This is a genomic window from Salinivibrio sharmensis, assembly GCF_001995985.1.
GTDB classification, from domain to species: Bacteria; Pseudomonadota; Gammaproteobacteria; order Enterobacterales; family Vibrionaceae; genus Salinivibrio; species Salinivibrio sharmensis.
In genome coordinates, this window is the sequence record NZ_MUFC01000002.1 from 73506 (window position 1) to 93797 (window position 20292).

General features: G+C 51.6%; 16 protein-coding genes. 11 read left to right on the forward strand and 5 right to left on the reverse strand.

Annotation, left to right across the window (positions count from 1 at the left end):
• Positions 1–45 precede the first annotated feature (45 nt).
• Positions 46–1197: a glycerate kinase family protein gene (locus BZG74_RS02380; RefSeq protein WP_077771178.1), complete on the reverse strand. Its 1152-nt coding sequence runs from the start codon at positions 1195–1197 to the stop codon at positions 46–48.
• Positions 1198–1323: 126 nt separating this feature from the next.
• Here BZG74_RS02380 and BZG74_RS02385 point away from each other — a divergent pair, with 126 nt between their 5' ends.
• From BZG74_RS02385 to BZG74_RS02410, 6 genes are all read left to right on the forward strand, one after another.
• Positions 1324–1707 (forward strand): YacL family protein, encoded by a 384-nt coding sequence (locus BZG74_RS02385; protein ID WP_158020624.1) that lies wholly within the window; start codon positions 1324–1326, stop codon positions 1705–1707.
• A gap of 303 nt (positions 1708–2010) precedes the next feature.
• Positions 2011–2349 carry a P-II family nitrogen regulator gene (glnK, locus tag BZG74_RS02390; RefSeq protein ID WP_077771180.1) on the forward strand — a complete coding sequence of 113 codons (339 nt, stop codon included), beginning with the start codon at positions 2011–2013 and terminating at the stop codon, positions 2347–2349.
• A gap of 18 nt (positions 2350–2367) precedes the next feature.
• The gene (locus BZG74_RS02395; RefSeq protein ID WP_077771181.1) at positions 2368–3597 is read left to right on the forward strand and encodes an ammonium transporter; all 1230 of its coding nucleotides are present in this window, start codon (positions 2368–2370) and stop codon (positions 3595–3597) included.
• A 164-nt stretch (positions 3598–3761) separates the two neighbouring features.
• Positions 3762–4778 carry a Fe(3+) ABC transporter substrate-binding protein gene (locus BZG74_RS02400; RefSeq protein WP_077771182.1) on the forward strand — a complete coding sequence of 339 codons (1017 nt, stop codon included), beginning with the start codon at positions 3762–3764 and terminating at the stop codon, positions 4776–4778.
• Positions 4779–4841: 63 nt separating this feature from the next.
• Positions 4842–6473, forward strand: a complete 1632-nt coding sequence (locus tag BZG74_RS02405) for an ABC transporter permease (protein ID WP_077771183.1) — start codon at positions 4842–4844, stop codon at positions 6471–6473.
• Entirely contained in the window at positions 6470–7516 is a 1047-nt protein-coding gene (locus BZG74_RS02410) for an ABC transporter ATP-binding protein (RefSeq protein ID WP_077771184.1), read from the forward strand. Before BZG74_RS02405 ends, BZG74_RS02410 begins: the two co-directional genes overlap by 4 nt.
• A 59-nt stretch (positions 7517–7575) precedes the next feature.
• On the opposite strand, the gene BZG74_RS02415 is transcribed toward BZG74_RS02410, so the two are convergent.
• On the reverse strand, positions 7576–8181 hold the full coding sequence (locus BZG74_RS02415) for a TetR/AcrR family transcriptional regulator (RefSeq protein WP_077771185.1): 606 nt from the start codon (positions 8179–8181) through the stop codon (positions 7576–7578).
• A 347-nt stretch (positions 8182–8528) separates the two neighbouring features.
• Here BZG74_RS02415 and hpt point away from each other — a divergent pair, with 347 nt between their 5' ends.
• Positions 8529–9059, forward strand: a complete 531-nt coding sequence (gene hpt / locus BZG74_RS02420) for a hypoxanthine phosphoribosyltransferase (RefSeq protein WP_077771186.1) — start codon at positions 8529–8531, stop codon at positions 9057–9059.
• Between the two features lie 105 nt (positions 9060–9164).
• On the opposite strand, the gene can is transcribed toward hpt, so the two are convergent.
• On the reverse strand, positions 9165–9824 hold the full coding sequence (gene can / locus BZG74_RS02425) for a carbonate dehydratase (protein ID WP_077771187.1): 660 nt from the start codon (positions 9822–9824) through the stop codon (positions 9165–9167).
• A 208-nt stretch (positions 9825–10032) separates the two neighbouring features.
• Here can and BZG74_RS02430 point away from each other — a divergent pair, with 208 nt between their 5' ends.
• The 4 genes from BZG74_RS02430 to BZG74_RS02445 all read left to right on the forward strand — a co-directional run bounded on the left by BZG74_RS02430 (position 10033) and on the right by BZG74_RS02445 (position 15378).
• The gene (locus BZG74_RS02430) at positions 10033–11688 is read left to right on the forward strand and encodes a SulP family inorganic anion transporter (RefSeq protein ID WP_077771188.1); all 1656 of its coding nucleotides are present in this window, start codon (positions 10033–10035) and stop codon (positions 11686–11688) included.
• 332 nt (positions 11689–12020) lie between these two features.
• Positions 12021–13673, forward strand: a complete 1653-nt coding sequence (locus tag BZG74_RS02435) for a SulP family inorganic anion transporter (RefSeq protein WP_077771189.1) — start codon at positions 12021–12023, stop codon at positions 13671–13673.
• A 14-nt stretch (positions 13674–13687) separates the two neighbouring features.
• Positions 13688–14611 carry an ABC transporter ATP-binding protein gene (locus BZG74_RS02440; RefSeq protein WP_077771190.1) on the forward strand — a complete coding sequence of 308 codons (924 nt, stop codon included), beginning with the start codon at positions 13688–13690 and terminating at the stop codon, positions 14609–14611.
• On the forward strand, positions 14608–15378 hold the full coding sequence (locus BZG74_RS02445) for an ABC transporter permease (RefSeq protein ID WP_077771191.1): 771 nt from the start codon (positions 14608–14610) through the stop codon (positions 15376–15378). The genes BZG74_RS02440 and BZG74_RS02445 overlap by 4 nt, the downstream gene beginning before the upstream one ends.
• Positions 15379–15490: 112 nt before the next feature.
• Here BZG74_RS02445 and mrcB read toward each other — a convergent pair whose 3' ends face one another.
• Together mrcB and hrpB are read right to left on the reverse strand one after the other, a co-directional pair.
• A complete protein-coding gene (gene mrcB, locus BZG74_RS02450) occupies positions 15491–17830 on the reverse strand; it encodes a penicillin-binding protein 1B (protein ID WP_077771192.1) in 2340 nt (779 codons plus the stop codon).
• A gap of 8 nt (positions 17831–17838) precedes the next feature.
• The gene (gene hrpB, locus BZG74_RS02455) at positions 17839–20292 is read right to left on the reverse strand and encodes an ATP-dependent helicase HrpB (protein WP_077771193.1); all 2454 of its coding nucleotides are present in this window, start codon (positions 20290–20292) and stop codon (positions 17839–17841) included.

Below are 20292 nucleotides of genomic sequence, written 5' to 3' on the forward strand. Positions count from 1 at the left end.
TCGTTCTGAAAGCGCCCCAAACGTGGGGCGCTTTTTTTATGCGTGTTAAGCCGTTGTGGCTCGATGGGAGGAGAGTCGGATCATGCGTGCGATATTTTCACTGGTGCGAATGAGGTTCTTTTTACTGTTCATTAGCGCGTCGCTTAATTCACAGGGGCCGGCTTGAATGGGAAATATCGCCGTGACACCTTGTTGGTAAAGCGCTTCGCAATCGTCGCCCACACTGCCTGCGAGCACCACGACTGGGATCTGATAAGCTTGTGCAATGCTGGCGATAGCAGCCGGCACTTTGCCGTGCTGCGTTTGCCCATCGACACGCCCCTCGCCTGTGATCACCCAATCGGCATTGGCCAATAATGAATGAGCCTGGGTGCGTGAGAGTAATAAGTCGACTCCGGGTTCGAGTCTTGCCCCGAGTAGCCCTCCCAAGGCAGCACCTATACCTCCTGCTGCGCCGGCGCCAGAAAAGTGGCAAACCGACTGTCCCAGTTGCAAGTGACAGATACTGGCAAAGCGGTGCAGGTATTGCTCTAAGACACGAATATCCTCTTCTTGCCCGCCTTTTTGTGGCCCAAAGATAGTGGTGGCGCCGTGCGGTCCACATAATGGATTATCCACATCGCAGGCGGCGGTCAGTGTCACGGCCTTAAGGCGTGAATCAAGCGTATCGAGATCAATCGTCATCAAGGCGCCGAGTCCTTCTCCGGTGGGCGTGATAGGATGGCCTGCGCCATCAAGGAGCTTGGCGCCCAGAGCCGTGAGGATACCTGCACCGGCATCATTGGTGGCACTGCCGCCCAACCCGATAATGATTTCGTCAATATCATGGTCAAGTGCGGCGCGAATAAGCTCGCCAGTGCCTAAGCTGGTGGTATGACGAGGGTTGCGTACGTTTTGTGGGACTAAGGGAAGGCCTGAAGCACTGGCAACATCGATAACGGCGAGACGATGTTCGCGATTGATAACAAATTCGGCGGTCACCGGGCGAAAATCGGGTCCAGTAACCTCATAGTGATAACGCTCACCGCCGATTTGGTCGAGAAAACTTTGCGCATAACCTTCGCCCCCATCAGCCATTGGCAGTTGTGAAAAGCGAGCGTGAGGCAAAATAGGCGCCATGCCAGCCTCGACCGCCTGTGCAACATGGCGAGCATTCAGGCTCTCTTTAAATGAATCAGGCGCGATCACGATATGCATAAGCCTATCCTTTACTGCTTACTGTTATTCCATTTGAGTATGGTTGAAGTGACATTTTGATGACAGCACTGGCTTGGCAATTCTGACAAAAAGCAGGACAATAGCCGGCCAATTTTGGAGGTCAGTGTGGATTACGAATTTTCTCGCAACAGTTTTGATGACAGCTACCGGATTGTTTTTTCTATGGGACATGAAGCCATAGGACGTTGGCTATTGGATGAACTCGGCACGGAGCTGACTCAAGTGACATCCTGTCTACATACCCTGCAGCAACTTGAGTCAGAGCTGCAGTGGCGCGGGCATACGTTCACGCTTACCGCCAATCGTGATGAGGTCGTGGTGGTGGCGAATGCCATGCTGCAACCTGCCTCGGATGAGGCGCAAACCACGCTCAATGAGCAAGCACTGACCTTTTATGATGAAGAAAGCAGTGCAGCATGTGGCTATCAAGACTTTCTCGCCATGCTAGAAGCTTATCAAGACTTTATTTCCCGTTATGGACGGCGCTAAGCGGTAACAATGATGCTCCCTGCTCATCGATTAGCACGTGGTGTTTGTGTGCGTGCTTTTAATCGATGAGACCTTCCTGTTAGTCCTTTCTCCATCTTCTCGCCTTGATGTTCCCCATTGGTGCAATCGCATGCTGCTCCCCTTGGCATGCGCTGTGTTGGTGAATTATTCGCACTTATATGGTGCAAAAGAACGCCTTTATGTCTGCTATTTATTTAAAATATTGATTTTTAACAAGTTAAATGTTGGCACGGCTCTTGATAGTTAGACGGTGATGCAAACACAAGGACTCAGGAGAAGGATATGAAACTGATTAGCGCCATTATCAAGCCGTTCAAGCTTGATGACGTACGTGAAGCGTTGGCGGATGCTGGCATTGACGGCATGACTGTCTCAGAGGTGAAAGGTTTCGGCCGCCAAAAAGGGCACACAGAGTTATACCGTGGTGCTGAGTATCAGGTCGATTTTTTACCCAAAGTAAAATTAGAAATCGCTGTGCAAAGCGAACATGTCGATAGTGTGGTGGATGCGATCTCTAAGGCCGCGCAAACCGGCAAGATTGGCGACGGTAAAATCTTCGTCTTTGATCTTCAGCAGGCGGTGCGGATCCGTACTGGCGAGATGGATCTGGAAGCAATTTAAAAACAGGGAGTAAAGACAATGGAACTGGTAAACACGGTGACTGAATTGCGCTACGCGCTCGACACCTTTTTCTTTCTTTTATCTGGTGCGTTAGTGATGTGGATGGCGGCTGGCTTTGCCATGTTAGAGGCTGGCTTGGTGCGCTCGAAAAACACCACTGAGATACTGACCAAAAATATCTGCCTCTATGCCATCGCATGTACCATGTACCTGTTAGTGGGCTACAACATCATGTATGTGGATAACAGTGGCGGCGGTTTTGTCCCTTCTTTTGGGGCCTTGATTGGCACCCAAGGCGCCGATGCGGATCACTCGCTTGAATCTGACTTCTTCTTCCAAGTGGTGTTTGTGGCGACAGCGATGTCTGTGGTGTCAGGCGCGGTGGCTGAGCGTATGAAGCTGTGGGCGTTCCTGGTGTTCTCTGTCATCTTAACCGCGGTGATTTATCCGGTTGAAGGTTATTGGACCTGGGGCGGTGGCTTCCTTTCAGAAGCAGGTTTTAGCGACTTCGCTGGCTCTGGGATTGTTCACATGGCCGGTGCCGCTGCGGCCCTCGCAGGTGTACTGCTCTTGGGGGCGCGTAAAGGGAAATACAGCAAAAATGGCAAAATCAATCCCATCCCTGGTTCAAACCTGCCCCTCGCTACCCTGGGTACCTTTATCTTGTGGTTCGGCTGGTTTGGCTTTAACGGTGGTTCACAGTTGATGGTGTCGGATTTTGAAAACGCGACCGCGGTCGGGCAAATCTTCTTGAACACCAATGCGGCTGCGGCTGCGGGTGCGATAGCAGCATTACTGGTATGTAAAACCCTATGGGGGAAAGCGGATTTGACCATGGTACTCAACGGTGCGTTAGCCGGCTTAGTGGCCATCACCGCGGATCCGCTATCACCTTCACCTGTAGCAGCGCTGATCATTGGTGCGGTATCAGGTGTGGTTGTGGTCTTCAGTATCGTTGGTCTTGATAAGATTAAAATTGATGACCCTGTTGGTGCTATCTCTGTGCACGGTGTGTGTGGCTTCTTCGGCTTGATGGTTGTGCCTTTAAGTAATACAGGGGCAACCTTTGGTGCGCAGCTTTTGGGTGCGGCAGTGATTTTTGCTTGGGTATTTGCGGCAAGTTTCCTCGTGTGGCTAGTGCTGAAAAACACCATGGGTATCCGTGTTACTGAAGAAGAAGAAATGTCAGGGATGGATTTACATGACTGTGGCATTGATGCATATCCCGAATTTGTTAGCGTAAAATAGTTAGTTACACTTAACTCGATTAAACTCTGAAACGAAACCTTACATTTTTGGATGTAAGGTTTCTTTGTTTTTGCGTCGGATCATATTGAGCCCTGAGTCATTAGTTGTATACTAACGAAACTGAGATTCGTTATCATTTATCATCATATTTAAGGACTGCCACGATGAAAAAACTACTGATTGCCTCGGCCATCACCGCAAGCCTATTGGGAACCAGCGCCGCGGTTGCGTCCGAAGAAGTCAATGTTTACTCGTATCGCCAACCTTTCTTGATTGAACCTATGTTCGATGCGTTTACCGAAGAGACCGGCATTGAGGTGAATGTTAAATTCGCCAAAAAAGGCATGGCGGAAAAGGTTAAGCAAGAAGGTGAGTACAGCCCGGCTGACGTTTTGCTAACCGTTGATATCTCGCGTCTTCAAGAGCTGGTTAACCAAGACGTGGTTCAGCCTGTGCAGAGTGAGGTCATCGATCAAAACGTGCCTGAGCAGTTCCGTGACAGTGAAGATAAGTGGGTCGCGCTGACAACGCGTGCCCGTGCGGTATACTCATCACGTGAGCGTGTAGGTAAACTAGGTGATGATTTTGACTACCTTGACTTGGCAAAACCCGAATGGAAAGGCAAGATTTGCACCCGTTCAGGCAAACACCCATACAATGTTTCTTTGGTATCAGCCATCATTGAAAACCACGGTGAAGCGAAAGCCAAAGAGTGGCTTGAGGGCGTAAAAGACAACCTCGCACGCAAACCACAAGGCAATGATCGTGCACAAGTGAAAGCGATCAAAGAAGGCCTGTGTGATGTATCGCTGGGCAACAGCTATTACCTAGGTAAAATGCTGAACGACGAAGAACAAACAGCGTGGGCGGAAGCGGTTTACTTGAACTATCCTGGCCAAAACGCGCACGGTACGCACGTGAACGTGAGTGGCATGGCGATGGCGAAGCACGCGCCGAACGAAGAAAACGCGCTAAAACTAATGGAATTTTTAACGTCAGACAAAGCACAGCATATGTATGCTGAGGTGAACTTCGAAGAGCCTGTGAAGCCGGGTGTTGAGCAGTCTGAGCTGGTGGCGTCTTGGGGCGACTACAAGCATGACCCAATGCCGCTTGAGGCGATTGCGGATAACTACAGCCAGTCAGTGAAACTGCTGGATGAAGTGCAGTTCGACCTGTAAGCCATTGCATAGGGGCGGATGCCGCCCCTGTTGTCTTTCTCTGACGCCTTAATGTAGTAGGCCATGCGAGATAGATTACCCATTATAAAAACCAGCAGTTGGAGCTTAGCTCTATTGCTGGTTTTGCCGATCTTAGCGATCTTTTATACCGCGGTGGGCGATACCGGGGATATTTTCCCCCATTTGTTCGAGACCGTGCTCCCCACCTACACCTTAAACACCAGCTTATTAGTGGCTGGCGTGGTGGCGATTGCGATTATCCTCGGGGTACCCACCGCGTGGATGCTGGCTATGTATCAGGTACCGGGCAGCCAGCAACTGCAGTGGGCGATGGTGCTTCCGCTTGCGATGCCGGGTTATATCATCGGCTATATCTACACTGACTGGTTTGACTACGCAGGCCCATTGCAACGTGGCTTGCGGGCACTATTTGAATGGCAAACAGTCAATGATTACTGGTTTCCCGATATGCGCACCTTACCAGGCGCGTGTTTTGTGCTGGCGTTAGTCTTATACCCTTATATCTACTTGCTCACGCGGGCCGCTTTCATGGAGCAAAGTGTTACCTTGACCCACTCTGCGCGTTTGCTCGGTTGCTCGCCGATGCAAAGCTTCCGACGCATTTCTTTACCGTTGGCACGGCCGGCGATTGCGGTGGGGGCCTCTTTGGTGGCGATGGAGGCGCTGGGCGATTTTGGTACGGTTAATTACTTTGCGGTCAGCACCCTCACAACCGCAGTCTATGATACTTGGTTGAGCTACTCGAGCTTAACCGCTGCCGCCAAAATCTCTGCGATCATGCTGGTTGCTATCTTCCTTTTGATCAGTGCTGAACGTTATGGGCGACGTAAACAAGCACAATTTAGTCCAAGCTCCAGCAGTGATGCGATTGAGAAAATGCCCTTAACAGGCTGGCGTAAAGTGGGTGTTTTAGCCTGGTGCTGGAGTCTGCTGTCACTGGCGTTTATTTTACCTCTGCTACAGCTTTTAGTGTATGCATGGCACTACTACGAAAAAAATGCGGTCAGTGAGTTTGCCACCTTTAGCTACAACAGCTTTTATACCTCAAGTTTAGCGGCGCTGATTGCCGTCGGCATTGCGTGGACAGTGAATGTGTATCGCCGCCTGCGTGGGCATGGGGTCAGTGTGGCGCCCATGCGATTGGCGTCTATGGGGTATGCGGTGCCGGGGACGGTGCTCGCGATTGGCGTGATGTTAGTGCTGACGCGCGGCGATCACTTCATTAACGATATCGCCACGCATTACGGCTGGGGACGGCCTGGCCTCCTATTATCTGGCACCATGGTGGCCTTATTGGTGGCCTTTGTCGTGCGGTTCAGTGCCGTCGCCATTGGCAGCATTGAATCAAGCATGGCCAAAATTCCCCCTTCATTGGATATGGCGGCGCGAACCATGGGGTGCACCACCACAGGGGTGATTCGCCGTGTGCATTTACCCCTAATTCGGCGCGGCACGCTCATTGCGATGCTGTTGGTGTTTATTGAGTCGATGAAAGAGCTCAATGCGGCCATTTTATTGCGCCCTTTTAACTTTGAAACACTGGCCACCTATGTGTACAACTTTACCTCGGATGAGCACCTAGAGTATGCCGCCTTGCCTGCGATTTTGTTGGTCGTGGTTGGTTTGGTCCCCCTTATCCTGATTAACCGGTCATTGGAGCAAAAATATCAATGAAGTGTGCGCTCGCGATAGAGAATTTGACCTGCAGTTATAACGGCACCCCTGTTTTAAAAGATTTGTCGCTGCAAGTCGCGCCGGGAGAAATTGTGTGCTTGCTCGGCGCCAGTGGCTGCGGGAAGACGACGTTGCTAAAAGCGATGGCAGGATTAATGCCATTATCGTCAGGAAAACTATCGATTGGGTGCAAACTCATGGACGATAATCAGCATTCAATCCCGCCAGAGCAACGTAATATTGGGATGATTTTTCAAGACTATGCGCTGTTCCCACACCTTACTGTGGCAGACAATGTGGGTTTTGGTCTGTCTGGATTCAGCGCGGCAGCGCGAAGTGAAAAAGTGGCTGAGATGCTCAAGCTGGTGCGTCTGGCGGAGCTGGGTGACCGCTATCCTCACCAGCTCTCGGGCGGCCAACAACAGCGCGTGGCGATAGCGAGAGCGCTGGCTTATGAACCGGATCTGTTATTGCTTGATGAGCCTTTTTCAAATATTGATACCCAGGTTCGTCATGATTTAATTGAAGAAATCCGACGCATTTTTAAATCCCAAGGCGTCACGGCGATCCTTGTGACGCACAGTCGTGAAGAGGCATTCGCGTTTGCCGATAAGCTAGCGGTAATGAATCAGGGGCTCATTGAGCAATATGGCGATACCACCGAAGTTTACTATCAACCTGCGAGCCGTTTCGTCGCCGACTTTCTTGGCCAGGGCTCTTATGTGCCGGTAACGGTCTCGTCGCAAGAACAAATGCAAACACCGCTCGGTCCGTGGCCACGTCCGGTGCATTGTCACCCAGGCCCGCATTGGTGGTTACTGCGTCCTCAATTTCTCAGCATTCGTGCTGATGAGAAGGGGGAAGGACAGGTGCTTTCTCAGCAGTTTATGGGTGACAGCAGCCGTTATACCATCGATATCCATGGTCAAAAACTGTCGGTGCACGCGCGTGAGCCGCTATTGGTAGGGGATAAAGTCAGCTTACATATTCGCCCTCACGAGCCAGTCCTGTTCAATGATGGGCCGAGTTTTATTGACGATTAAGACACGAGAACCAAAAAAGCCAACCGAGAGGTTGGCTTTTTACGGCGTTGACAACGCGGCTAGCTCTGTTGACACAATACATCAATATAGTGTTGAGCCATGGCGTTTAAAGCCGTTTTGTCTGGTTGCTGATGTGCCTGTAAAAATAGCACATAGCACACCCCTGCCAACATACTGGCAAGCTCACGCGGTTGGTGACGATCGGCCATCTCACCTTTTGCCATCCCATGTTCGAACACTTGTTCGAACTGATCCATCGCGTCTCGACTGCCTTTGACAAAGCGTGGCCAAATATCCTCGCGAATGGAGGTACTCCACTCAAACCAGACTTTCATCCACGCTTTGTCTGCCAGTGCCGTGTCGATAATTTGCGAGGTAATGCAGTTTAGCGATGCTCGCATCGATTGATCTTGCTTGGTGCACTCATTAATAAGTCTAATGAAGTGTTTCTCGGTCTGGGCCAAGATCTCTTCCACCAAGTCTTCACGGGTTGGGAAGTAGTTAAATACTGTTGCGACGGAGACGTCTGCCATTTCGGCAATATCGGCGTGCCCCGCACGACCAATCCCGCGCTTGGCAAACACATCTAAGCCACACCCTAATAACTGCTCTTTACGGCGTTCGGGCGATAGCCGCGTCCTTGTTTTCTCATTTGATTGAGCCATCCTAAAACCTGCCAACTAATTTTTGGTTTGTACAAATTAATTATTGTTTGTGCTAATGATTTTATTATTAGCGGGATTGAGTTTATACCAGCCATTTATGGCCTGACAACGGCTAGAAGCCTGATCTAGGCCGTAAAAACGTAATTTTGTCTGCAAAAAAAGTCATTCATTATAAAAAACAAAGGCAAGGATTATTTTTTCTTATCAATCAGCGTGATAGCCAACTAGTGTGTGGGTGCGTAAGTGATGAAAACGCACTCGCTGGGATCCGCAATCGATTTAGTGCTAGACTATGCCACCTTTGTTAGTGACCTCCCTTTTGTGGAGAGACAACCATCGGGGCAGATATGAAACACACCGTTGAAGTGATGATTTCAGAGCAGGACGTTCAGGCACGAGTGAAAGCCTTGGGCGCCGAGATCAGCGAGCACTATAAAGACTCACCGGAGTTGGTGTTAGTGGGGCTGCTGCGTGGCTCGTTCGTTTTCATGGCGGATTTATGCCGTGCGATTGACATGCCGCATGCGGTCGACTTTATGACTGCATCAAGCTACGGCAACAGCATGGAAAGTACGCGTGATGTGCGTATTTTGAAAGACTTGGATGATGATATTAAAGGCAAAGACATACTCTTAGTCGAAGATATCATCGATACTGGCAATACGCTAAGTAAGGTGTGTGAAATCCTGTCTTTGCGCGAGCCAAATTCAGTACGTATTTGTACCTTATTAGATAAGCCAGAGCGCCGAGAAGTTGATGTTAAGGTTGATTGGTTGGGCTTTACGATTCCGGATGAATTTGTGGTCGGTGTGGGCATTGATTATGCGCAAAAATACCGCCATCTGCCGTACGTTGGTAAAGTGATTCCGTTGGACTAAAGGGTTCAGGGGATGCGAAAGGAAAAAGCCGAGCCGATGCTCGGTTTTTTTGACCCCATGAGACAGGCGAGTGCCATCCTGCCTTGCCAGGGAGGTGTGGAAAGACTAACACTCGACCTGGTCAGACACGAGTTCACACATTGCCGCTTGATAGTTGATTTCCAGTGATTCTCGGCTATTGGCAGTCATCCCCAGATCCCGCAAGATCCCATCGGTAGTGTCGTAAAACCAGCCATGGACCTTCACATCTTGGCCGCGCTCCCAGGCCGCCCGCAAAATAGTGGAATTGCCCAGATGGTAAACCTGCTCAGCGACATTGATCTCACACAGTCGATTACCACGGGCTTGTGCGGGCAATTGGCTCAGGTAGCTTTTATGTTTGAGGTAGAGATCGCGAATATGCAGTAACCAGTTGTTAATCAACCCGAGTTCCGGGTTTTCTATAGCCGCATGTACCCCGCCGCAGCCGTAATGCCCACAAACAATAATGTGCTTGATCTGCAGCACGTCAACGGCGTACTGCACGACCGACAGGCAGTTTAAATCGGTATGAATGACTTGGTTGGCGACATTACGGTGGACAAAAAGCTCGCCCGAATCTAAGCCAGTTAGGCGCTCGGCGGGGACACGACTATCGGCACAACCAATCCATAAGTATTCAGGGTGTTGCTCTTTGGCAAGGTCGGCAAAAAACTGTGGGTCAGTATCACGAATGTCTTTTGACCAGGCTTTGTTGTTGGCGAACAACGCTTTGATTTGGGCCATATCCACGCAAGCTTTTGGTAATGTACTTGCTTGCCACTATACCTCAATGGCTGAGTGTGAAATATACTGAGATCAATATTCACATTCTTTTACATATGCAGCGCCCAATAGATCACGCTGTTTACCTTCAAAGTCACTGCTCGGATAGGTTAATCCAATAAAATTCGTATACTGTCTCTTCCATCATCAATGCTGTAGAGGGTAGTGAGTGTTTGATAAAGGACGATTTGCGCAGCTGACATTAAAAGGGGATCTTTTTGGTGGGGTGACCACCGCGATTATCTCATTGCCACTGGCGCTTGCATTTGGTGTCGCCTCTGGGGCTGGCGCGGAAGCGGGGCTATGGGGCGCCATTTTAGTCGGGCTATTTGCCTCGCTATTTGGTGGTTCATCAACGCTGATTTCTGAACCGACCGGTCCAATGACAGTGATCATGACCACGGTATTAACCGCAATGATGGCGCGTTACCCGGAAGGGGGCGTGGCCATGGCATTCACCGTAGTCATGATGGCAGGGGCGTTCCAAGTACTGATTGGCAGCTTAAGGCTGGGGAAATACGTCACCTTAATGCCCTACAGTGTGGTATCCGGCTTCATGTCAGGGATTGGGGTGATTTTAATTTTGCTCCAGCTGGCTCCCTTGTTGGGGCAAGCGGCACCTTCTGGCGGGGCGCTTGGCACCCTCAAAGCATTGCCGGACTTACTCGCTAATGCCGATTTTAAAGAGGTCTTTCTCGGGGGACTGACCCTTGGCATCTTATTTTATTTTCCGGCGAAATATCGCCGTTTTATTCCCGCACAGCTTGTCGCGCTCGTCAGTATCACTTTGGTGTCGATTTTATTGTTTGATACCGACAGCATTCGTCGTATTGGGGAAATCCCCACAGGCTTACCTTCGCTAGTGATCCCGCATATCACAGCAGAGCATTTTACCGCGATGGTGATTGATGCACTCGTGCTGGGCACCTTAGGGTGTATTGATACCTTATTAACCGCGGTGATTGCGGACTCACTGACTCGACAAGAGCACAACTCAGATCGCGAGCTGCGCGGGCAGGGGATTGCCAATATGATTGCGGGTCTGTTTGGTGCGTTACCTGGCGCGGGTGCGACCATGGGCACCGTGGTGAATGTGCAAGTGGGCGCGCGCTCTCCCTTGTCAGGGATTTTGCGGGCGGCGATGTTAGCCGCGGTGGTATTGGTGGCAGGTGCACTTACCGCGCCGATCCCGATGGCGGTACTCGCGGGTATTGCGGTATATGTTGGGTTTAATATCCTCGATTGGAGCTTTCTTCACCGCGCACATAAAATCAGTTTGCAACAAACCGGTATCATGTATGGCGTGATGGCACTGACGGTATTTGTTGACCTGATTGTTGCCGTCGGCCTAGGGGTATTTATTGCCAACTTATTGGTGATTGAGCGGCTAAGCCGAGAACAGGCTAAGCAAGTGCGGGCCATCAGTGATGCCGAAGATGATGAAGTGCCGCTGGATGACGAGGAACGTGCGCTGCTTGATGCCAGCAATGGCCAAGTGTTGTTTTTCTATCTTTCAGGGCCGATGATTTTCAGTGTCTCGAAAGCAATTGCACGCCAGCATGCCCACATCAACGAGTTCCGCGTGATGATCTTAGATTTAAGCGATGTGCCTATGTTAGACATGACGGTTGGCTTGGCGTTGGAGAACGCGATTAAAGATGCGCGTGAGGCCGAGTGCACGGTGTTTTTACTGTGCCCGCATGATGAAACGCGCGAGCAATTGCAGCGTTTGCATATCGGTGATTGGGTCAGAGACGCGCATATTTTTACCACACGCAAACCAGCGCTCGAGGCGGCCAACCGCTTGGTAGAAGTGATGCCTTAGCGGGCTGTTCAACGTATGTTACACGTTAGTGCACGCAAACCCGCGTCATCAGCGGGTTTGTGTGCTGTCATGGCCTTTTCGGGGATCCGCGCGTTACCCGCTTAGAAAAAAGGTACATCAGCACGATCACTTAAATACAAGATTTTTAGTGAATCTTTGCCACATTTCTCATCATTTCATTCTTTTTGGTTGAAAACTGACCATGCATTTCCCCTCCTGATTTGATCTTGTGCACATTCCTATATACTGGCGCGCGCACTGGGGACCCCCGTGCCAGTGAGTAAAGCCGTCATGGCCGTGATACTGCATACGACTTGAAAGGATCAGCTGTTTTGAAATTCGAACGATTCAAGAACTGGACCCTGAAAGGGGACCTGTTTGGGGGCGTCACCACGGCGGTTATTTCTTTGCCCCTCTCGCTGGCGTTCGGGGTAGCGTCTGGTGCAGGCGCGGAAGCCGGGATGTGGGGTGCCATTTTAGTGGGCCTGTTTGCGGCCCTGTTTGGTGGGTCTTCCACTCTGATTTCTGAGCCGACCGGCCCGATGACAGTGATCATGACAGCGGTGCTGACCACCATGGTGTCACGTTACCCCGAAGGGGGCATGGCAATGGGCTTTACCGTGGTGATGATGGCCGGCTTATTCCAAGTGATTTTAGGGACCTTGAAGCTTGGAAAGTACGTTACTTTAATGCCGTATAGCGTGATATCTGGATTTATGTCCGGCATTGGCGTTATCTTGATCATTTTGCAGCTTCCGCCACTGCTTGGGCAAGGCACCCCTGACGGTGGCGTGCTCGGGACCTTGCAAGCGCTGCCTGATCTCATCGCGCATACCCAGCACAGTGAGCTGTTATTGGGGCTGCTTACGCTTGGCATTCTTTTTTCTTTCCCACAAAAATATCGCCGTTATATGCCGGTACAACTCGTTGCCTTGGTGGTGGTGACTTTGCTGTCAATGTGGTGGTTTGATCTCGAGGCGATTCGCCGAATTGGTGTGATTCCAACTGGCTTGCCAACCTTGATGCTGCCACACATCGACAGTGAGGTTCTGACCACCATGGTGGTGGACGCGTTAGTGTTGGGGACCTTGGGCTGTATTGATACTTTGCTCTCTGCTGTGATTGCTGACTCGCTCACGCGCGAAGAGCACGACTCGGATAAAGAGTTGCGCGGTCAGGGGCTGGCCAATATGGTGGCTGGGTTATTTGGCGCTTTGCCGGGCGCGGGTGGCACCATGGGCACGGTTGTTAATGTGCAAGTAGGCGGACGCTCACCGTTTGCGGCTATTGTGCGCGTCCTTATTTTAGCAGCGGTGACCTTGGTCGCAGGCTTTTTGACCGAGCCCATTCCCATGGCGGTGCTGGCGGGTATCGCCATCTATGTGGGGTTCAATATTCTTGATCGCACCTTTATCCAACGTGCCCACAAAGTCAGCTTACATCAAACCGTGATCATGTATGGGGTGATGGTATTAACCGTGCTGGTGGACTTAATCGTGGCAGTCGGCGTTGGTGTGTTCATTGCCAATATTATTGCCATCGAACACTTAAGCCGTGAGCAAGAGAAGCAGGTCAAAGCCATCAGTGATGCGGATGAAGATGACGTTCCCCTGAGCGAGATGGAAAGGGCTTTATTAGACAGCGCCAACGGAAAAGTGTTGTTTTTCTATCTCTCAGGCCCAATGATATTCAGTGTCTCGAAAGCGATTGCACGTCAGCACAGTAAAATCGAGGAATTCGATGTCATGATCTTAGACCTCAGTGACGTGCCCATGATTGATATGACCGTCGGCCTCGCGCTGGAAAATGCGATCAAAGATGCGGTTGACGCTAATTGCCAAGTTTTTCTGCTCTGCCCCCATCAAAAAACACGGGATCAGCTTGAGCGCTTGCATGTTAAAAATTGGCTCACTGACGATCACACTTTTGATAGCCGTTATGACGCACTCCGTGCTGCGCACCGAGTGACCGAGGTCATGCCTTAAAAGAACGGGAGCTTATGAAAGCCATCGACATCAAAGACCTGGTCAAAACCTATGGGACCAGTGTTAAGGCGCTAAAAGGGGTATCGCTCTCTGTGGAGGAGGGCGATTTTTATGCGCTATTGGGGCCAAATGGGGCGGGTAAATCCACCACCATTGGCATTTTGAGCTCACTGGTGAATAAAACCCAGGGGCAGGTGAGTATTTTTGGCTACGATCTCGATAGCCAAAAAGTGGAAGCCAAAAAACAAATCGGGCTGGTGCCACAAGAGTTTAACTTTAACCAGTTTGAGAAAGTGGAGCAGATCGTGGTGAACCAAGCGGGTTACTATGGTGTGCCCCGCGACCAAGCCAAATTACGCGCGAAAAAATATCTCTCGCAGCTCGATTTATGGGATAAGCGCCATGAGCCTGCCCGTAATTTGTCGGGAGGCATGAAGCGTCGCTTAATGATCGCCCGTGCGCTGATGCATGAGCCTCGTCTGTTGATTTTGGACGAGCCAACCGCCGGTGTCGATATTGAGCTGCGTCGTTCCATGTGGGACTTTCTCACCGAGATAAACCGGCAAGGGATCACCATTATTCTCACCACTCATTACCTTGAAGAAGCCGAAACCCTGTGTCGCAACATCGGTATCATCAATCGAGGAGAGCTGGTGGAAGATACCTCCATGAAGGCCTTGCTGGCGAAGCTGGACGCAGAGACGTTTATCCTTGATTTAAAGCCAGGGCATAAGCTGAGCACCTTAGAAGGCGTTAACTGGCAGAAAACCGATACCAATACCCTGGAAGTGGAAGTGAATAAGTCAGTCGGGTTGACCCCTGTCTTTGATCAGTTGTCGCAACAAGGGGTGCAGGTGCTGTCGATGCGCAATAAGGCAAACCGCCTTGAGGAGCTATTTGTCACCTTAATTCAGCAAAATGGGGAGGAGCGTGCATGAATGCTTTGTATTGGGTCGCCTTTCGAACTCTGATTCATAAAGAAGTGGCGCGCTTTACCCGTATCTGGGTGCAAACCTTGGTTCCGCCCGCGATTACCATGAGCCTCTATTTTATCATTTTCGGTAACCTGATTGGCTCGCGGATTGGCCAGATGGAAGGTTTCTCCTACATGGAGTATATCGTGCCGGGGCTTATCATGATGTCGGTGATCACCAACTCCTACTCGAACGTGGCCTCTTCATTTTTTAGTGCCAAGTTTCAGCATAATATTGAAGAGCTATTGGTGGCGCCGATCCCCAATTACGTGATCATTGCCGGTTATATCGGTGGCGGGATGTGTCGGGGGTTAGCGGTCGGTGCCTTGGTGACCATGACCTCTTTGTTCTTCGTCGACTTGCAGATAGCGCATCCGTTGATCGTGATTACCACCGTGGTCTTTACTTCGGCGGTGTTTGCATTGGGTGGCCTGATTAATGCTATCTTCGCCAAAACGTTTGACGACATTAGCCTTATCCCCACTTTTGTGCTGACGCCCTTAACCTACTTAGGTGGGGTGTTTTATTCACTTTCACTATTGCCCGATTTTTGGCAAGGGGTATCTAAGCTCAACCCGATTGTGTACATGGTGAACGCGTTCCGGTACGGCTTTCTCGGCGTGTCAGATGTCGGCATCATGACATCGTTTGGGGTACTGATGCTATTTATTATCGGCTTGTATGCACTGGCGTGGGGCTTGATTTCTAAAGGAACAGGCTTGCGTAGTTAACGAGCTAACCGTACCAATAATCTGGGTTGATACCGGATAAAAAGCCCCGGCGGTAATGGCCGGGGCTTTTTATTGCGAGCTTGAACGATGACGCCTGATGGTGTGCTGACGGTTAATTAAACAAACCTTTCAGCCACCCGACCGGGTCTGACTGACCACAGCGCTTGGCAAACTGCCCATCAATATCCCAAACCGGCAGCGAGGCATCTCCGCGACAGCTCAGCTGGTACTGACTGCCTTGCTGAGTCACGGCGACTGTGGTGACGTTAGCTGGCCAAGATAACGTCAGCGCACTGGCGCCTCGACGACTGAGATAATCATCATAGACACGCAATGCGCCTGAGGCCCCAGTGAGCCCTGTCGATTGGTTATCGTCGCGGCCAAGCCATACCGTAGTCACTTCTTTATCATCAATACCGACAAACCAACTATCGCGGTTATCGTCTGTGGTACCGGTTTTCCCCGCGAGCGCCACATTGCCATGACGACGTGTCAAGTAGCGCCCCGTGCCCTGCTGAACCACCTGTTTCATCGCGTATAACGTCAGCCAGCCTGCTTGTTGAGGCACGACACGCTCTGCTTTGGGCCAGTTTTGATAAAGGCTTTGCCCCTCTTTGGTGGTGACTGCACGTAAGGCGGTTAAAGGGGCACGCTGCCCTCCGCTGCCGAGCGTTTGATAGACCTGAGTGACCTCGAACGGGCTCATGCTAAACGCGCCGAGGAGTAATGACGGTACCTGGGGGATAGTATCGGTATTGGCACCTAGTTTGCCGAAGGTATTGATCACTTCATCTAACCCCAACTGCATGCCGAGATTCACCGTCGGGACGTTATAAGACTTGGCGAGAGCGGTGAGTAAGGACACACGGCCTCGATACTGGCGATCATAGTTGCGTGGTTGCCAGCTACTGCCTTGGCTGCCCTCCAAGCGAATCGGTTTATCGTCAATCTTACTGGTGAGCTGGAAACGTTCGGGGTGGCTCAACGCGGTCAGATACACCGCCGGTTTTGAGAGCGAGCCGATAGGACGTTTGGCATTTAATGCCCGGTTAAAGCCTGCAAAGCCTGGGCGCGTCCCACCGACCATGGCGCGTATTTCACCGCTGCGGCGGTCGGCAATCACCGCTGCCGCTTCAAGCTTGTTACCTGCTCGGCCTTTAAGGGCTTTGACCTTATCGACCACTGCGCCTTCAATCGCTTGCTGTGAGACAGGATCCAGTGTGGTAAATATACGTAGCCCTTCGCCTGCGGCGTATTTATCGCCGACATTATTGCGGATCTCCTCTTTGAGTTGATCAAAGTAGGCGGGCTGAGGACGCGAGAGCGTCGGCGCGGCTTGAATATCGAGCGGGCGACTGGCGGCCGCATCATAATTGGCACTGGTGAGCAGATTTTGCTCGAGCATCAAGCGCAACACCAGATCGCGTCGTGTTTTCGCGCGTTCAGGGTGGCGGAAGGGATTGTAATAAGATGGCCCTTTTACCATGCCAACCAGCAACGCGAGCTGATCGACACGTAGCTCACTAATAGGACGGCCAAAATACAAGCGTGCCCCTAAAGGAAAGCCATGCACGGGCTCACCACGGTTTTGGCCGAGGTAAACCTCGTTAAGGTAGGCTTCAAGAATTTTGTCTTTGCTGTAGCGAAAATCGAGGATCAAAGCCATGTAGGCTTCTTGTACCTTACGCCACAAGGTGCGATCACGGGTGAGAAACAAGTTCTTAGCCAACTGTTGGGTAAGCGTCGAGCCACCTTGCACAGTGCGCCCTGCGCGAATATTGGCAACCAAGGCGCGCAAAATACCGGTAGGAGAAACGCCTTCGTGATGATAGAAGTCTCTGTCTTCGGTGGTAATTAAGGCTTCAACTAAAAACTCAGGGAAACGCTCTCGTGGCAAGAATAAGCGTTGCTCACGAATACCGGATTCCATCATACCCAGTAGTTTGGGCTCGATACGCAGTAATCCCAGCGGTTGCTGGCTGCTTACCTCGGTGATTTTACCCACTTGGCCATCAGCAAAGCTTAGCATGGCATGACGCGCTGGCGCGGGGCCATCTTCAAAATCAAATGGGCGACGAATGATCTCAAGCCGTGTGCTTGACGCCGAGTATTCGCCAGGGCGTTTTGGGGTGCGTACCTTCTGATAATTAAGCGCATCCAGTTGCTGGCGTAACTGTGAGAGGGAAAAGTCACTGCCAGGAGACAGATTGATGACTCGGCCATAAACGACTCCAGGAAGCTGCCAAATCTGGCCGCTGAATCTGTCTTGGATTTTGCCATCCAGATAGATACCTAATATAACCACGGCGGCAATCCCGACGAGGCTGCACTTTAGCCCCAAGCCTAACAGGCGCTTTCCCCAACTTGGCTTAGTCGGCGTCTTCTTAGGCTGGCGCTTGGGTGATGAACGTTTTTTATTACTCGGGCGTGAGCGTGTTTTTTTCTCTGCCATACAATAGCTTAACTCTGATTAAAATGGCGCTTGGTTTTTCGGGTTGGCAAATGGTTGGCCGGATCATCAGGCCAAAGGTGCTTAGGGTAGCGCCCTTTCATTTCTTTTTGCACCTCTTTGTAACTCCCTTGCCAAAACCCTGCCAGATCTTGGGTGATTTGCAGTGGACGCCCGGCGGGGGAGAGTAACTCCACTTGCACGGCTACTTTGCCGTTAGCCAGGGTGGGTGTATCAGCCTGTCCGTACATCTCCTGCATTTTCACCGCTAAAACGGGCGCGTTTTCCGGGTTATAGCGCAGCGGATAACGCGAGCCGGTTGGGACAGTAATATGTGTGGGCAGCGCCGCGTTCAATTGTTGGGTGACAGCAAAGCCGAACCAAGCCTCTAACACGGGCTTGAGATCCAGCTGCTGCAGCGTTTGCCAGCGCGACATGCCGTGAATAAACGGGGCGAGCCAAGTATCGAGTGATGCCAATAAGTCCTCGTCGCTAAGTGCTGGCAGCGTGATGTCCAGGCCCCAGGCTTGCGCGCAGCGGGCGCGGGTGAGCAAGGATTGGCTGCCGCTTTGCCAATTCAATGCATTAATGCCTTTTTGGCGCACGGCGTCTAATAGCCCTTGCGCCTGCTGCTCGGCGCTGAGTGTGTCGAGTGGCTCACGGTTCAGCACTAACTCACCCAAACGTTGCTGCTTTTCTGCTTTTAGCATGCCGCGTTTATCATCCCAGGCAACGACTTCATGTTGGCCAAATAAGTCAGGACGCGCCGTCTGTAGCTCGGTGATTGACAGCGCAATAGCACTGTAAGCACGGCTATCGCCTTGGTCGGTGGCGATAAGGTCACACACCACGATAGCGCGAGTATCGCTAAGGATGTCTTGGCTATCGAGTGTCACGCCGTGACCATTGGCCATCATAAAGTGCCCTGGCTGCCCCCGAGTGATAGCCACTCTGTCAGGCCAGATATTGGCTGCCAGCAGCGGCAGCATGGCCTCATCAATCTGGTATTGCAAGCTGCCTCCCATCGTGCGCGCCAGTGATTGGGCGCGAGCTTGATAGTCTTTATGTGCCATCGCCGCACGCAAATGATCGGTGAGTGCCAGTGACGGGCCTGAAGTCACCGGCTTATCAGCCCAAGCGGCAAGCCAGCACGCCGTGGATAACACCGAAACCTGTGACGTTTCAATACGCGCTAGCATTGCGGCGGCGCGGGGAGTGGCAGCTAACTGACTTGCCCGTTGCCCTAGGGCCGTTAACGCGTGGCGCGTATCAATCAGACCCAATTGTGTCAGTCGCAGACACGCGGCTTGCCAGTGTTGGGTAGGGGGCGTGTCAAGCCAATGTAAATCCTTCACGTCACAGCCCCACTGGATCACATTGAGCGCAAGGTCGGTCAAGTCTTCTCGCAAAATCGGGGCTGCGGGAGCGGCAGGTAAGCGTTGAAACTGCTCTTCGCTGTATAGGCGCAGGCACTGTCCTTCCTCAAGGCGACCGGCGCGGCCTGCTCGTTGAATGGCGGCACTGCGTGTGATCTGCCGTGTTACTAGCTTATCGATACCCGTTTGTGCTTGATGGACAACCATCCTCTCAAGTCCCGCATCGATCACTAACCGGATCCCCTCAATGGTTAAACTGGTCTCTGCAATATTAGTGGTGAGTACTAGCTTACGCCTTCCCTTAGGCGCGGGGACAATCGCGGCGTGTTGTGCTGACATATCAAGCCTGCCGTGGAGAAGGTGTAAATCCATATCACTAGGTAGCCGCCCTTGTAGCGCTGACTGAACCTGGCGAATGGCTCCCATGCCAGGGAGAAAAAGCAGTGCTGAACCACAATGGTGATTAATAAAATCAAGGCTGGCGCTAGCCACTGCGCTGCTCCATTGTGCGTGACGTGCTAGCGGGTGATAGTGATAGTGAATCGGGAAGCTGCGCCCTTCAGTGGTGAGGGGAAATGCATCGGGCAAATACTGACGCAGGGCGTGGTTCTCTAATGTCGCTGACATCACCACCAAGCGCAGGTCGTCCCGTAATCCCGTTTGGCAATCTAGGCTGAGCGCAAGGGCAAGATCGGCATGCAGACTGCGCTCGTGAAATTCGTCGAACAGTATTAGGCTTACGCCATCTAGTAGCGGGTCGGTTTGCAACAAACGTGTCAACACCCCTTCAGTGACCACCTCTAACCGTGTTTGAGCACTGACTTTGGTCTCTCCCCGCATTCTCAAGCCGATGGTCTGGCCGATAGGCTCATTAAACTGTTGGGCAAGGAAGTGGGCAATATTGCGAGCCGCGAGTCGACGGGGCTCCAGCACTAATATTTTTCCCGGTACAACCGCTTGCTCAAGTAACGCGAGGGGTAAGCGCGTCGACTTCCCGGCGCCTGGTGGTGCGGATAAGAGGATTTGCGGATAAGACGCGAGCCCGTCTATTAGATCGGGTATCACGGCATCAATGGGAAGCTGAGACAA